The following is a 13316-nucleotide window of genomic DNA, read 5'->3' on the forward strand; positions in this document are numbered from 1 at the left end:
CGATTACTCGGGGTGCCGCTCGGCGAGCTGCTTGCGGTTGAGCTGCTCGACCTCGGCGGGGTCATCGCCACGGGCGATTGCGTACTCCCGCCACGCGGCGACCGAGGCGCTGTCGGCCGGCCGCACCGGTTCCGGACCGGCAGTTCCACCGGGCTGGTCACCGGCCGGGTGGTCGCCCACGGGGCGGCCGCCGATGACCGGTCCGACGGTCGCGGGTCCTGCGAGGTAGGCCGGCGCCTCGGTGCCCTGCTGTCCGTCGACCTTGCGGACCAGGCCGGTCGCGACGAGCCGGTCCAGTTCGACGGTCGGCAGCTCCGGGGGCAGCACCGAGCCGTGGTAGTAGTAGTGGATCTTCCCGTCGCTGGCCTTCGCGACCGCCAGTGGGCCGCTGACCTCGTAGACGCCCATCAGGCAGCCACCCCCGTGATCGTGCGCGCGGCGGCCGGCTCGACGACGGCCGGCACGGTGACCCGGCGGGCACGCAGCCGGTAGCCGTCCTTCTCCTCGTCGCGGATCGACTTCGTCTGGATCCCGGCGAGCGCGCCGGCGTAACCGGGTCCGCCGAGGTCCTCGTCAGCCATGCCACCGAGCGCGGTGCTGTCGAGCACCATCGCCGCGGTCGACACGGGCGCGAAGGGGGTGGTGAGCCACCGCATCCCGTCGATGACAGGGAAGTCACCGGTCAGGACGGGCTGCCGGTTGTCCTCCCGGGGCAGGTATCCGGCGTCGGCGAAGGTCGCCATCGCATGCACCCACGTCAGGGTCGGCACGACCACGGTGTCAGGGTCGTAGCCGAGTCCCAGGTCGATGATCTTCGCCTTGGACTCGCTGACGTCGAGGAAGATCTGCTTGGCCGTCGCCGACGTCCAGACCGCGCGTGCGGCCTGGGTGTTCGTGACGGCCGAGAGGATCGCGGCCATCGCGATGCCGTCGACGGTCTTCACCATGTGGTTGATCAGCTTGTTGAAGGCCCGGTCGACGGGGTTGAGCTTGAGCCGCTTGATCGCCTCGTCCTTGACGGGCACGTCCTGGCCCCACTTCTGGACCTCGGCGATCTGGGTGGTCCCCATGCCCAGCGGCGACATCGGGTACTCACCACCCGGGCGGATGGCCTCCGGCGGACGCTCGGTGTAGAGGCTGTCGTCGTCCTGCTCCCACTGGATGGAGCCACCGGCAGCGGTGTAGCGGCCGGTGAGCAGGGCGTCGGCGATGAACCGCTCAGCGGCGAGCTGACGCAGCCGCTTCGCGATCTGCGCCGGGTCCTGGAGCAGGCGGTGGATGGTGACGGTCTCGCCGGTGAACGTCGGACCGGCGGGTGGGTACGTGTAGGGCATCGCGGGGTCCCCTTAGCGGATGAACCGGGCGCGGCACTTCTGGCCGGCCGTGGGCTGGGCGGTCAGGGCGATGCCCACGACCTGCGAGTAGTCCTCGGCTGCTGCGATCGGCGTGACACGACCGTCCGCGGCCGGGATCAGGACGTCACCGGCGACCACCGCGGCAGCCACGGTCGGTTCCTGCACGCCGCCGGAGGTCACGGTGACCTTCGAACCGGACTTCGCGTCCTGAGTGGCGATCCCGAGCCACCCCGACGTCGCGGCGGAGGTCTCCTGGACGGTGTTGTTCCCCGACACCCGCACCAGGCGGCCTCCGACGATGTCGGCGGCCGCGGTCATCGTCAGGTCCTCGCCGGGCTTGAACACCGGCACGTAGTCGGCCATCTCAGGCACCCTTCTCGCTGGTCTCGGCGCCCCAGATCAGGTCGACCAGGTCGGCCTGGGCGGTCTCGTCGTTCCCGTCGTGCCCGGTCGGCTCACCAACCGGGACGAGGCCCTTCGGCAGGCTCGCGAGGGTCTCCGCCGCGCCGGAGTCGGCGGCGAGCATGTTCACCCACGCCTCCCGCCGCGCGGGCGGGATCCGGCCGTCGTTGACCGCGGCGGCGACCAGCCGCTCACGGTCGTCCCGCTGCTGGCGGGCCAGCGCGTCCCGGCCGGCGCGGGCGTCGGTCTGCAGCTGCTCCAGGGCAGCCGCCTCGATCGTCACCACGCCCTCGGGCAGCGCGGGCCGTGCGGTGGCCGCAGGTGCGGCCTGCTCGTCAAGGGCCTCGCCGAGCGCGGCGACGATCGTCGCCTCGTCCGCGTCGACGGCGAGACCCAGCCGGCGACGCATGGTGGTGAGCTGCTCGTCGCTGAACGCCACGGTGCGGCTCCCTTCTCCTTCGGGGGTCCCGACCGCGGCCGCGGCGGGGGTCTGTCGGCCCGGCATGGCGGGCGCGGGCGCGTGCTGGCGGCCCTGGTAGGCGAACGCGGACAGGTCGAACGCGTCCTCGTCGATCGAGTCCCAGAGATCCCAGAACGACCGGTTCCCGCCCGGGGTGATCTGCTCGCCCTCCGCGGTGCCGGTCTCGTCGGCAGCGGCGACGCGGTCGGCCAGCCCGGCGGCGACGGCCTCGTCGGCCGTGTACCAGGTCTCGGCGCGCATGACCTCGCGCCACTCGGCGGTGGTGCCACCGGCCTTGGCGGCCAGGGTCGAGGCGAGGCTGTCGCCGGTCGCGTCGAGTCGACGGCCGAACGCAGCGACCTCGGCCGCGTTGCCGATCGTGATGCCCCACGGGTCGTGCACCATCATCTGGCTGCCGATGCCCATGATGATCTCGTCGCCGGCCATTGCGATGACCGAGCCTGCCGAGGCCGCCATCCCGTCGACCCGGACCTCGATCCGAGCCTTGTGTGCTCGCAGGACGTTCGCGATGGCCACGCCTTCCAGCGCGTCCCCGCCCGGGGTGTTGAGGTGCAGCACGATGCGCTCGACGTCGAGGGAGCCGACGTCGCGCACGAAGTCCTTCGCGGTGACGCCCAGGAACCCGCCGATCGAGCCGAACAGGTACACGTCGGCGCTGGTTGTGCTCGGTTCGGACGGCTCGGCAGCAGTCTCGCCTTCGGCGAGCGCTACGACCGCCGAGGGGCGTCCGAACGCGGCGATGGCGCGGTGCCGGGCGGCGCCGATGAGCTGCGGAAGCGTGGTCATGGGGTCGTCCCTCCAGGGGCCGGGGCGGGGTTCGGGGCAGACCCGGCGGGCTGGCTGTAGGCGCCCTTCGGCGGGAGGCCGTAGAGGTGGCGCACGGCCTGTTCGAGGTCCCGGTCGGGCAGCACGATCCCGGCGTCGGCGAGTGCCTTGAGCGCCTCCGGGGTCGCCGGGTGGCGGGATCCGATCTCGTCGCAGATCAGCCGGGGGGCTCGTTCGTCGATACCCCAGTTCCAGTCGACGAGGTCCTCGATGACGTGCTGGTCGACTACGTCCTTCACGTCGTCGGCGAGGGTCTGCAGGCTCATCTGGAAGAACTCGGCGAACGTCGACCCGAGCGCCCAGGACCCGGTCTGGGTGCCGAGGTTGAGGAAGTGCAGCAGGGCGCCGCGGGCGATCTGCTCGTCGTAGTAGCGGATCACCCGGTCGGCGTCGGGCAGGTCGCCCTCGACGCCGCGCAGCAGCAGGTCCGCACCGTTCGGGACTGCTGCCCCGGCGGCTTCACCGGACCGCCAGTCGGTGGCCATCTGCAGACCCGGCTTGAGGTCCTCGTTCTTCGCGGCGCCCTTGTACAGCGGCAGGCCCATGCCGTTCCGGTCGAGCGTCATCGCCTGGATGCGCAGGATCCGGTCCTTGAGCAGCCAGAACTTGTAGGCGGCCCGCAGCATGGACTGGCCCTGCCAGTTCCCGGCCTCCCGCTCGTTGGAGTAGACCACCAGGCGGTTGATCGGGATCCGCACTGCCCGCGGTGGCTTCTGCCCGCGCAGCAACTCCGTCGGTGAGGACCAGGACGGTGGGTCCTGCACGATCGACCGCAGGCCCCCGTCGCGGGCGACGTCGAACTCGCTGATCGTCGCCGGCATCCGCGGCGCGAGCTTCCGCAACCGGACCCGGCCCCGCTCGTCAAGCCGGCACACCTGCTCGAACGGCATGTGCCCGAACACCAGCGACAGCATCGCCAGCCGCAGGTGCTCGGTCCACGAGAACCGGTCCCGCGTCCGCACCGGACGGGGCACGTCGGAGTCCCCGTCGATCGGCAACCCGAGGTCCTCGGCGATCTGTGCGACGACCTCGTCCCGGGCGCCGTTCGGGGACAACCGCCAGCTGGTCCGCCGGATCGGCATCGTCACCGCCCGGAGCACGGACTGCACCTGCGTGTCGGTACGGCGCATCCGGTCGTAGACCTTCACGTTCAGCGGCCACCGCAGCTCCGGCGTCGGCTCGTCGATCGAACCCCACCAGGTGGCGGGGTTGACGTTGCCGAAGCCGAGCTCGGTCACGGGCGGGTTCGGGGTGTCGCTCAACCTCTCGCCTCCTCTCAGAATCCGACGTGTGCGAGATCGCCGCCGAGGGCACCGAGCCCGTCGCCGTAGTCGTTGCCGGTGTTCGCCGGGACCGCGAGGGGCGCCGACACCGGCCCAGCCGCGTCCTCTGCCGCCCACACCGCCAGCGAGCCGGCGTCGACGGGGCTGATGTCGGTGCCGCCACGGCGCATCCACGTCCAGCCGTCGCCCATCGGGCGCTTCACCGCGGCCTTCACCGCGATGTCGAGGGCCTCCTGGTCGAAGTGCCGGATCACCGGCTCGTCGACCACTCCGCGGACGAACCGCTGCGCGGCGTGCGCGACCTCCAGCACGCTGGGGGTGACGATCTCGACGCCGGCGCGCTCCAGGTGCGGGATCAGGTAGCCGGCCGGACCGCGTGGGTCGATCGCGGTGACCGCGTCCGGGTGCCTGGCGGCGAGCTCGAGGATCCGGGGGAGAACCCACGCGGTGCCGCGCTCGTAGTCGGCGACCTGCAGCAGGATCTCGTCACCGTCGAGCGACGGCCCGGCGACGTCGATGGCCGCCCAGTCCTGCTCGGGCGGCATCGACACGGCGAACGCGACCGAGTCCGACCAGGCGTCGCGATCGCCGTCGCCGCGGGCGCGCCAGGCGCTCTCCCGGATGACCTGCCACCGGCCGTCGAGCGAGAGCTGCACCGGCCAGCAGCCGAGGACCTCGCGGGCGAAGTCCAGCTCGTCCATCTCGCGGCGCAGCGTCAGGATCGACGCCTCGGTGACCCGGCCCCGGCCCAGCGCCGGCAGTGCCGCGCACCAGTTGTCCCGGTCGTCGAGGAACGCCGCCCGGTCGGCCTTCGCCATCGCTGCGACGTCGTCGAGGCTGGTCGCCAGCCCCCAGTCCCGGAAGCCCAGCTCGGTCTCGCCGCCGGCGTGGCCCTTCGCTGCCCGGGCCGCGAGCGCGAACAGGACCTTGCCCTCCTCGACGTCGCCGCGCAGCGGCGGTGAGGACAGGTACACCGTCTGCGGGTTCGGGCGGGCCAGCTGTGTCGGTGCGAGCGCGGACTGCTGCTGGCGGGTGTAGGCGAACGCCTCGTCGATCAGGTTCACGTCGCCGGAGAACCCGCGCCCGGAGCCCTTGGACCGGGCCACGAACCGCATTCGCTGCCCGGTGGACAGCTCGAAGCCCTCGTAGCCGTTGTTGTTGATGACCTTGACCAGCAGTGCGCCGTCGTCGAGCGCGATCAGGTTGTTCCCGGCCGGCTCGCCGAGCTGCTCGAACGCCAGCCGCAGCGCCAGGAAGCTCTCCAGCGCGGTCTTCACCTCGTGGGCGGACCACATGATCAGCCGCTCGCCGAGCAGCAGCAGCCCGGCCAGCGCGCGCGGCAGCCCCACACCGGCGCTCTTGCCTTGCTGGCGACCGACGAGCTCGGCGTACTCCCGCGCCGCCCACTTCGCGTCGGCGCGGAAGCTGAGCATCACGTCGAGGGCGTCGGCCTGCCAGTCCTCCAGCGGGAGCCCGGCCAGCTCGGCCAGCTCGCACGCCTCGGGCCCGTAGGAGCCGATGACGTCAGCCGGGCGGAGCTCAACCCGCGGCGCCGGCGCGCCGAGCAGCACGCTCGCGGAGGTCAACCAGGCCACCGCCCTTCTTCGACGGTCGCATCGGCCCGGCCCCGGGCTTCGCCGTCCTGGTCGCTGCCTTGTCCAGCTCCGCGATCAGCGCCCGGAACGCCATCTCCTGCTGCCGGGTCTCCGACAGCACGCTGTCGATCGTGATCACGACCTCGCCGGGCTGGTCCGACCGCTCGTAGCGCAGCCATGTGCCCTTGTCGGTCAGTGCCGCGTCCAGGCGGTCGAGCCGGTCAGCGACCCGGCACGCCTCGTCGAGCAGCGCCCGCTGCATCGGCCCCACCCACGGCTCACCGGCCAGCGCGTCGTGCAGCGCCTGCCCACGCGGCCCGTACCGGCCACCCGGCCGGGTCTCGGCAGCCGCGACGGCCTCGTTCGCGGCGGCCTGGTCGGCCAGGTCGCACCGCCGGGCCGGGTCGCACAGCGAGTGGTCGCCCTTGCGGTGCCGGCGGGCCCGCCGAGCCCTCTCCGCGGGCGAATCGGCCATCACGTGCGCCTTTCCGCAGGTCAGGGGCTCGTGACGCGTGATGCGTCACGCGTGACGGTCCCGGGTGGGCGCCTAAGAGAGAGAAAAAAGGTCGAGAGCGGGGTCATAGGCCTCTGACCTGGATTTTCTCGGGATCCCCGCTGCGTTTCCGCAGGTCAGAGCGCTGCGCGCTGTTGATCAGATGTGGATCACTGATGATCGACAACTCGCATGATCAACGATCTTGGCGGGTTGTTGATCGTGTCCAACATTGAGCATGATCGTCATGCGTCACCACTCGCGCAGTCGTCGTGCTCGTCGTGGTGCGTGGCCGCGTAGCTGGTTGCCCAGAGTCGCGCCGGCCGACCGGTTGCACCTGCGGCAGGCGAGCGCGTCGGGCAGCTCGCCGCCGAGCGCGCGCGCCAGCTCGTGATGGTCGGCGTCGACGCCGCGCATGTCGTTGCGGTCGACGTCGAGCTGCCAGGCGTAGAGCGTGCGCCCGCAGCGGCAGCACGTTCCCTCACCGTCACGACGCAGCTGGTCCTTCAGTGCCCGTGCAGCGCGCTGGTGTGCGGCGCCGTACCCGCGCAGGGTGGTGGACCCGTACCTGGGCACGGGTCAGTCCACCGGGATCCAGGTGTCGCCCGGCCAGGCGAGGCCGTGCTGCCAGGTGCGCACCTGCACCGTGGCCGGGTCGACCGAGCGGGGCACCAGCCAGCCGGCCTCGCGTGCCCGGTCGCGGAACGACTCGACCCAGCCGTGGCAGCCGGTCGTACCCGTCCCGCACAGGGTGACCAGGTTCGCGGTGGTGTGCTCGCCGCCCTGGGAGCGGGGCTTGCGGTGGTGCAGGGAGTAGCGCTGCCCGATGACCGAGTGGCCGCAGCGGCAGCAGGCCCGGTCGTCGCGGGCCAGGACCTGTCGGCGCACGGTCTCGGGGATGGCCTTGGCGAAGTAGCGGCGCGGGTTCGCCCGGCGGGCCGGCATCGGGGTGCGCTTGAGCTCGGAGCTGCCCCGGGGCATCGGGGTGCGGCGCTCCAGCGGCGTACGGCGGGGTAGGGGCACGACGAGGCGCACCCCCTCGTGTCCAAGCGGGTGCGCCTCGGTGGCTACGGAAACGGGCCAGGCCCAGCCGTGGAGAACCGGCTGGGCCTGGGCACACGTGTACTGAGCGGGGGCACTGTAGCGCTCTGACCTGGGGTTGGTGCAAGTGCGACGCGCCCACCACGTTCCTTACAACATCTTGCGCATCTCTCGGTGATGAGATACGCTAGCTCATGTAAGGAACAACTACAGAGAGGGGACGTGATGACGCCCGCGGAGAGCATCCTGGAGGCCCTGCAGCGGCAGGGGTTCGGAGTCGTCAACGGCGACACCGAATACGTGATCATCAGCAAGGACGCCCGGCGCCAGCACCAGGTGCCAGCCCGGACGTTCACCGGAAACGACAAGGTCAGCCTGGTCGCACTTCGGATCCTGGTGACCGGCCTGGAGATGCTCGAAGGGTTCACCGCGCCGCCGGGGTTCTGGCGGGAGTGACCCAAGGACCGGGCCCGGGGTATCCGTAGTACCCCGGGCCCGGCCCCGCGATCGTACCTCTCACTGTTCCTTGCACATATGAAAGCAACTCAGGCAGGATGGGCGCCATGAACCACCACACCATCACCCTCACCGTCGCGCTCGATCGCCCCATCAGCGACGAGCAAGCCAGCGACATCGCCACCCGCTGGGCCAGCACGCTCGCCGCCGAGCTCGTCATGACCTCCATCGCCCGCGACGAGCCATGGCTGCGCGTCTCCGCGAGCGCATCCCCGGACGCCGTGGACGTCCCCAGCATCGCCTCCACTGCGGCGGCCGCCCTCATAGAGGAGGTCACCCACGCCGGCCACCAGGTCACCGACTGGCACGCCATCGAGGTCCTCACCGACGACGAGCAGCGACGGCGCGCCGCGACCCGCGGCATACCGCCGCTCACCGACGCCCAGGCCTTCGCCGACCTCCTCGGTGTGAAGCGGCAGCGCATCTACCAGCTGCTCACTGAGCGCCGCGGCGGCAAGCGCGACGACTTCCCGCTCCCCGTCATCGAGGGGTACTGGCTGACGAGCGAAGCTGAACACTTCGCGCGGACCCGGCGGACTCAGCCCGGTCCACCGGCCCGTAGCGCGTCGCGGTGAGCACGCCGCAGTCAGGCTCCGGCTTCCCGGGCGGCTGCTGCGTCCTCACGGGTAACGGTGAACAGGTGGAATGCGAACGTGTCGACGGTCCGGTCGATGGGCAGCACGAGGGCGCGGCGCACGGCGGGGATGTGGCCGGCGCACAGTGCGGTCCCTTCCACAACGGTCACCGCCGCCGCGTACTGCCGCTCCTCATCGCGAGGGTTGAGCAGTCGGCAGAGTCCACAGTCGATCCGGGGGTTCTGGCTCATGCGCCAGCCTCCTCATTCAGGACTCGGTTGAGCTGCTGCAGCTGCGCCTCGCCGGCCCAGCGGGCCGGGCAGCGCAGGCAGCGTGCCGTCGTCGGCCGGGACGTCGTGTCCAGAGCGATCGCCGGGACCCGGACGACCTCGCCGTCGCGGTGGACATAGGCCGTGCGGTTCCCGCAGTCAGGGCAGGCGCCGGGCATCGTCCAGTGCTTCACCGGGTCGAGGACGGCGCGGGCCCGGTCCGGCCAGCCAGCGGCGAGCTGAGCGGCCTGGACGACCTGGGTCTCGTCGCCGCACACCTTCACGCACCACGCGGCCAGGTGGGCGGCCAGGTTGGGGGAGCTGGCCGGGCCGCGGAACCCGGTCGCCGTGGCGATCTCCGAGACGACGTCGAGCGCGGCGAGAGCCAGCGGGGAGCGAGCCGCACCGGTGCCGGGGCTGGAGTGGCCGGTGTCGGAGCCGTTCGGGATGGCGTGCTGGAGCTGCAGCAGCAGCGGCGGGACCTCGACGGTGGGGACCGTGCGGGCGGCGCGGCGGTGGGCGATCAGGTCGATCACGTCCAGGGCGTCGCGGGCGACCTGGGTGTCCCGCAGCCGGTACGCCTCCGACAGCCGGTTCCACGACGCCTGCTCCAGGTCCCGGTCGTCGACGATCTGCTGGTACTCGTCCGACCCGGGCGCCGGCTCGCCCCGGTTCAGGCGGTGCAGCGTCGGCTTCGTCAGCTGGTCCACCGCGGTCTGCAGCTCCAGCGCGGCCGTGTCGGGGTCCACGGGGGCGGTGGACTGGTCGTGCTGGGTGGGCATCGGGGAGGCCTCCGGGGAGCGGGGGAGCGGGCGGGGGAGCAGCAGGATGGGCGGGGCGGTCATCCGCCTCGCCCCCGGTAGCTGATGATCGGGGCGTCGACGATGTCGCGTGCCCGGAGCCGGCCGACGGGGATGCCGTGGGCGCGGAGCACACGCGCCTGCCAGGGCAACATCGCCGGGAGCAGCTGGCGGGGGTAGCCCTTGCGCCGCTGACGGCGCCGGTACCCGGTCGCGGTCACCGGTTGTGCCCCAGGTCCTCGCCGACGATGACGCCGGCGATCTCCAGCTGGTAGGAGACCGGCTGGCCGAGGGACCAGCCGACCATCTCGATGCGCTCCGCCGCCGCGAGCAGCGACACCGCCATCGGCCGGGCCACGGCAGCGGGCAACACCATGCGCTGCGGCAGGCCCGCCAGCTTCGGCTGGCCGGGTGGCGGTGGGTACACCTCGATGTCCACCGCGTCGTCGCGTGGGCCGAGGCCACCGAGGCGCTCAGCGGCGTCCCGGAGCCGGTCCACGCGACGCTGGTCGTCCTTGTTCACCGTGCAGCCTCCTGATCTGTGACAGGTCGGAACTCCACGCCGGGGCCCGCGGCGCGGGCGCGGTCGTCGCGGGTGAACCGCACCGCGCGGCCGCGGGAGTCCTCCGCGGCGTCCGCCGGGATCTCCGTGGTGCTGTAGGTCTGCCACCAGCCGACCCGCACCACATCGGCCAGCGGCCGGCCGTCGCCGACCTCGAGCCAGCGGCGTTCCGCCATCGCCCGGGCCAGCTCCACGTCGTGGGTGCGGCGGACCAGCACCGTCATCCAGCCCGTCCGCGGGTGATAGAGGACGTCGGCGCGTGGCGGTTTCGTCTGGACCGCGACCGAGCCGTCCGCCCTGGTGACCCGCTGGCGGCGGTAGCGGGGTTTCGTCGCGGTCACGACGCCGAACTCTTCCGCCGCGCCGGCGGGCGGCGGTTTTGCTCGTGCCGGACGACCGGGCATCGGCGGCAGCGCGCCGTCACCGAGCACACCGGGCTACCGGCCAGCAGCCGGGCGCCCGACACGGCGACTTCGGCCCACCGGTGCACACCGACCCTGCACAGCCAGCTCACGACGTCACCCCGCCCGTGACCCGGTCGTAGATGCGCTGGCACCAGCGGGCGTCACCGAGCGCGGTGTGCCGCTCCTCGTCGGAGGCCGGCTCGACTCCGACCAGCTTCGCCAGGTCGTCCGAGCGGTAGGTCACCGAGGGGCGCTCGCCCAGGCCGGCGTCGGCGCGGGCGTGCAGGTAGCCGAGCATCAGGGTGCCCGTGTCCACCAGGTGGTAGTTCCACGTCGGCTGCATGCCGTGCTGGCGTAGCAGTCGCTCGACGAGCTCGGCATCGAACGCCGGGTTCGCCCCGACCCAGACTGCGCCGTGAGTGAGGCGCATCAGTTCGACGGCGGTTCGGCCCGGGTCTGCCATCCCGGCTCGTGCCGACAGCGCCGGGGCATCGTCGAGCAGAATGCGCTCGTCGAGCTCCCGGCGGGTCGCGGCCCGGCCGCCCGGGTGCCGGTCCCAGAACCCGCCCAGCCGCAGCGCGAACCCGTCCGCCTTGGCCGCGTCGACCGGGAGGAACCACCGGTGCTCGGACTCCGAGCCGTCCGGGGCGCGACGCACGACGGCGATCTCCCACGGCACCCGGTCCGGGCCGACACCGGTCGTCTCCGTGTCGACCCAGACGATCGGGGGTGGCGGAGTCTCGGTCTGCTCGGTCATCGTGCTCGCCTCTCATCCAGTTCGATCACCTTCGCCTCGTGCCGCAGCCCCGCCCTCGCCATGGCCCGGAACGTGTCCCGGGCCCGAAGGAGGTCCTCGACCAGGCCGCGTGCTCCGGCGGACAGGCCGGCCGCCAACAGCTCCGCCTCCCGGGCGCGCAGCTCCTGCCGCTCCCGGTCCCACTCCGCCCGGTGAGCCACGAACAGAGCCGCGTCTCGGGCGTACGCGGCCCTCACCGCCGCCAGCTCCTCCCGCACCTGGGCCAGCTCCTCCGCAGCGCCCAGTGCCACGCTCAGCCGCCGACGCAGCCCGCGCAGCCTCACCGCGGCACCGCCCCACGGACGTCCGGACGCGCGGCGGGCTGGTGGGTGGGGCAGCAGCGGCAGCGGGCCGGGCGGCGGCGGAACAGCGCGCGGAGCAGGATCGTCAGCACCGGCCACCACCCGGCTCGGCCCGGTCCACGACGCCGCCCCACCGGCCCGCCGTCCCACGGTCGAGGTGGAAGCGCGGACCGGGCGGTGTCCACTTCGAGCGAGTCCCGGGGACGTCGCACGGCGTGCCAGGGGCCGCCCAGCACGCCGAGCACGGCCACCGGAGCGGGTCGTCGGGCAGCGGGTCGACGGTGCCGAGCCAGTCGAGCAGCAGCTCGTGGCCGGCGATCAGATCACGGTGGGCGCGGACGTTCTCGGTGTCGTCGGGTGCAGGCGGGTGCTGCCGGAAGTGGTCCAGCTCCCGCAGCAGCCGAGCCTCGATCGGCGCTGCACGACGGCCGGCGACGTCGAGCTGCAGCTGCGCGGTCATCGGGCATCCCCAGCTGCCACGGTGCGCGGGTCGACCAGACCGGCCGCCTTCGCCTCGCGCTTCGTGAGCGCCTGGATCGGGGAGTTGTCCAGGTCGACGAACGAGATCAGCTCCCCGTCCGCCGTGGCGCCGCGCAGCTCGGTGACCTTCTGTCCGGTCGCCGGGATCTTGCCGCGGAGGACGGCGTGGCAGCACACCCAGGTCGGGGTCCCGTCGTCGTTGACCTGGAACCACGCACCCAGACCGACGCGTTCGATCGTCTTCCGGGTGCCGGTCGGGTCAGCGGTCATCTGCGTCACCCCCAGCCGGGACGACACCGGACGGGCCGATGAGCTCCCACGACCACCGATCACCGTCCGCGCGGGCCCGGTACCGGCCCGGGACCACCGGTGGGCCGGGTAGGTCGGCGATGTACTGGTGCAGCTCGCACGCCATGAGCTGGTCGCCGAGGCGCTCCCGGAGCGGGTGCCGGACGGTGAACACGGTGTCGGCGAACTCGACGACGTGCTCGGTCTCCCGGTCGTCGAGGAGGTCGTCGACGGCGCACGGGGCGGGGCAGTCGACATGGCGGCAGGTGACCCGGCCGCCCGCGGCAAGGAACAGCGTGCGGCCGCAGCCCATTGGGCAGTACCCGGTGACCTCTGTGCTCTGCATGGCGCTCACTGGTGGTCCCCTTCCGGGCCGGCAGACGACACCGCGGCCGGCGCGCCGAGCAGTGCAGCCTTCCTCGCCTCGGTCAGCTCCGCGATCTTGTCCAGTACGTCCCGGTAGGCTCGGTCGGCTTCCGAGTCGTCCTCGGTGCCTGACCACGCCTGCTTCACGTGGTCGAACAGGTCGTGCAGCACCGACCCGTTCAGCTCGATCTCGGCCTGCGACACCGGGTCCAGGCGGTGCTTCTCGTCGGCGACGAGGCCGTTGGCGCCGCGCTTGCGGTACTTGGTTACCGCGACCCAGCCGCCGCCGAACGGTTCGGGGCGCACCAGGATCGGCTGCTTGCGGCGGCAGTTGTACTCGGAGCAGCAGGCGTGCTCAGCCATGGGTGCCCTCCTGGGCGGTGTCGGTGGTGGGGGTGGACTGGTCGGCGATCACGCGGCACCGTCCGCCGGGAGGCCGGAGCGGCAGCCGTAGGGCGAGCAGCCGTCCGGGTCGCCGTCCTC

22 protein-coding genes are annotated in these 13316 nt (G+C 72.4%); 2 read left to right on the top strand and 20 right to left on the bottom strand.

From position 1 onward, the window contains the following. Positions 1-3: 3 nt before the first annotated feature. The 9 genes from AB0J24_RS26620 to AB0J24_RS26660 all read right to left on the bottom strand — a co-directional run bounded on the left by AB0J24_RS26620 (position 4) and on the right by AB0J24_RS26660 (position 7457). A complete protein-coding gene (locus AB0J24_RS26620) occupies positions 4-408 on the bottom strand; it encodes a hypothetical protein (protein ID WP_358686298.1) in 405 nt (134 codons plus the stop codon). Then, positions 408-1334: a hypothetical protein gene (locus AB0J24_RS26625; protein ID WP_358686301.1), complete on the bottom strand. Its 927-nt coding sequence runs from the start codon at positions 1332-1334 to the stop codon at positions 408-410. The genes AB0J24_RS26620 and AB0J24_RS26625 overlap by 1 nt, the downstream gene beginning before the upstream one ends. 12 nt (positions 1335-1346) lie before the next feature. After that, positions 1347-1718, bottom strand: a complete 372-nt coding sequence (locus AB0J24_RS26630; RefSeq protein ID WP_358686304.1) for a capsid cement protein — start codon at positions 1716-1718, stop codon at positions 1347-1349. 1 nt (position 1719) lies between these two features. Further along, positions 1720-3024 (bottom strand): head maturation protease, ClpP-related, encoded by a 1305-nt coding sequence (locus tag AB0J24_RS26635; RefSeq protein ID WP_358686306.1) that lies wholly within the window; start codon positions 3022-3024, stop codon positions 1720-1722. Then, the gene (locus AB0J24_RS26640) at positions 3021-4325 is read right to left on the bottom strand and encodes a hypothetical protein (RefSeq protein ID WP_358686309.1); all 1305 of its coding nucleotides are present in this window, start codon (positions 4323-4325) and stop codon (positions 3021-3023) included. The genes AB0J24_RS26635 and AB0J24_RS26640 overlap by 4 nt, the downstream gene beginning before the upstream one ends. Positions 4326-4339: 14 nt before the next feature. Beyond that, positions 4340-5932: a hypothetical protein gene (locus tag AB0J24_RS26645; protein WP_358686311.1), complete on the bottom strand. Its 1593-nt coding sequence runs from the start codon at positions 5930-5932 to the stop codon at positions 4340-4342. Further along, positions 5886-6416 carry a hypothetical protein gene (locus tag AB0J24_RS26650; RefSeq protein WP_358686314.1) on the bottom strand — a complete coding sequence of 177 codons (531 nt, stop codon included), beginning with the start codon at positions 6414-6416 and terminating at the stop codon, positions 5886-5888. Before AB0J24_RS26650 ends, AB0J24_RS26645 begins: the two co-directional genes overlap by 47 nt. 270 nt (positions 6417-6686) lie before the next feature. Next, entirely contained in the window at positions 6687-7010 is a 324-nt protein-coding gene (locus tag AB0J24_RS26655; RefSeq protein ID WP_358686316.1) for a hypothetical protein, read from the bottom strand. A 3-nt stretch (positions 7011-7013) separates the two neighbouring features. Beyond that, positions 7014-7457: an HNH endonuclease signature motif containing protein gene (locus AB0J24_RS26660; RefSeq protein ID WP_358686317.1), complete on the bottom strand. Its 444-nt coding sequence runs from the start codon at positions 7455-7457 to the stop codon at positions 7014-7016. 243 nt (positions 7458-7700) lie between these two features. Between AB0J24_RS26660 and AB0J24_RS26665 the strand changes: the two genes are divergently transcribed. Both AB0J24_RS26665 and AB0J24_RS26670 read left to right on the top strand, forming a co-directional pair. Further along, positions 7701-7931: a hypothetical protein gene (locus AB0J24_RS26665; RefSeq protein ID WP_358686319.1), complete on the top strand. Its 231-nt coding sequence runs from the start codon at positions 7701-7703 to the stop codon at positions 7929-7931. A gap of 107 nt (positions 7932-8038) precedes the next feature. Further along, the gene (locus tag AB0J24_RS26670) at positions 8039-8566 is read left to right on the top strand and encodes a hypothetical protein (protein ID WP_358686321.1); all 528 of its coding nucleotides are present in this window, start codon (positions 8039-8041) and stop codon (positions 8564-8566) included. Between the two features lie 11 nt (positions 8567-8577). Here the strand turns inward: AB0J24_RS26670 and AB0J24_RS26675 are convergent, their stop codons facing one another. The 11 genes from AB0J24_RS26675 to AB0J24_RS26725 all read right to left on the bottom strand — a co-directional run bounded on the left by AB0J24_RS26675 (position 8578) and on the right by AB0J24_RS26725 (position 13196). After that, positions 8578-8817 carry a hypothetical protein gene (locus tag AB0J24_RS26675; RefSeq protein ID WP_358686324.1) on the bottom strand — a complete coding sequence of 80 codons (240 nt, stop codon included), beginning with the start codon at positions 8815-8817 and terminating at the stop codon, positions 8578-8580. After that, on the bottom strand, positions 8814-9680 hold the full coding sequence (locus tag AB0J24_RS26680) for a hypothetical protein (RefSeq protein ID WP_358686327.1): 867 nt from the start codon (positions 9678-9680) through the stop codon (positions 8814-8816). The genes AB0J24_RS26675 and AB0J24_RS26680 overlap by 4 nt, the downstream gene beginning before the upstream one ends. Beyond that, positions 9677-9856, bottom strand: coding sequence for a hypothetical protein (locus AB0J24_RS26685; protein WP_358686329.1), 180 nt, complete (start codon positions 9854-9856; stop codon positions 9677-9679). Before AB0J24_RS26685 ends, AB0J24_RS26680 begins: the two co-directional genes overlap by 4 nt. Beyond that, entirely contained in the window at positions 9853-10158 is a 306-nt protein-coding gene (locus AB0J24_RS26690; RefSeq protein WP_358686331.1) for a hypothetical protein, read from the bottom strand. Before AB0J24_RS26690 ends, AB0J24_RS26685 begins: the two co-directional genes overlap by 4 nt. Beyond that, the gene (locus AB0J24_RS26695; protein ID WP_358686334.1) at positions 10155-10538 is read right to left on the bottom strand and encodes a hypothetical protein; all 384 of its coding nucleotides are present in this window, start codon (positions 10536-10538) and stop codon (positions 10155-10157) included. Before AB0J24_RS26695 ends, AB0J24_RS26690 begins: the two co-directional genes overlap by 4 nt. Before the next feature lie 169 nt (positions 10539-10707). Further along, the gene (locus AB0J24_RS26700) at positions 10708-11358 is read right to left on the bottom strand and encodes a hypothetical protein (RefSeq protein ID WP_358686337.1); all 651 of its coding nucleotides are present in this window, start codon (positions 11356-11358) and stop codon (positions 10708-10710) included. After that, the gene (locus AB0J24_RS26705; protein ID WP_358686339.1) at positions 11355-11681 is read right to left on the bottom strand and encodes a hypothetical protein; all 327 of its coding nucleotides are present in this window, start codon (positions 11679-11681) and stop codon (positions 11355-11357) included. The genes AB0J24_RS26700 and AB0J24_RS26705 overlap by 4 nt, the downstream gene beginning before the upstream one ends. Positions 11682-11784: 103 nt before the next feature. Further along, positions 11785-12159 carry a hypothetical protein gene (locus tag AB0J24_RS26710; protein ID WP_358686342.1) on the bottom strand — a complete coding sequence of 125 codons (375 nt, stop codon included), beginning with the start codon at positions 12157-12159 and terminating at the stop codon, positions 11785-11787. Then, a complete protein-coding gene (locus tag AB0J24_RS26715; RefSeq protein WP_358686345.1) occupies positions 12156-12449 on the bottom strand; it encodes a hypothetical protein in 294 nt (97 codons plus the stop codon). Before AB0J24_RS26715 ends, AB0J24_RS26710 begins: the two co-directional genes overlap by 4 nt. Next, positions 12439-12813, bottom strand: a complete 375-nt coding sequence (locus tag AB0J24_RS26720; RefSeq protein ID WP_358686348.1) for a DUF6085 family protein — start codon at positions 12811-12813, stop codon at positions 12439-12441. The genes AB0J24_RS26715 and AB0J24_RS26720 overlap by 11 nt, the downstream gene beginning before the upstream one ends. A 5-nt stretch (positions 12814-12818) precedes the next feature. Continuing rightward, positions 12819-13196, bottom strand: coding sequence for a hypothetical protein (locus AB0J24_RS26725; RefSeq protein WP_358686347.1), 378 nt, complete (start codon positions 13194-13196; stop codon positions 12819-12821). Positions 13197-13316 lie beyond the last annotated feature (120 nt).

Source organism: Pseudonocardia sp. NPDC049635, assembly GCF_040659795.1.
Classification (GTDB): Bacteria; Actinomycetota; Actinomycetes; order Mycobacteriales; family Pseudonocardiaceae; genus Pseudonocardia.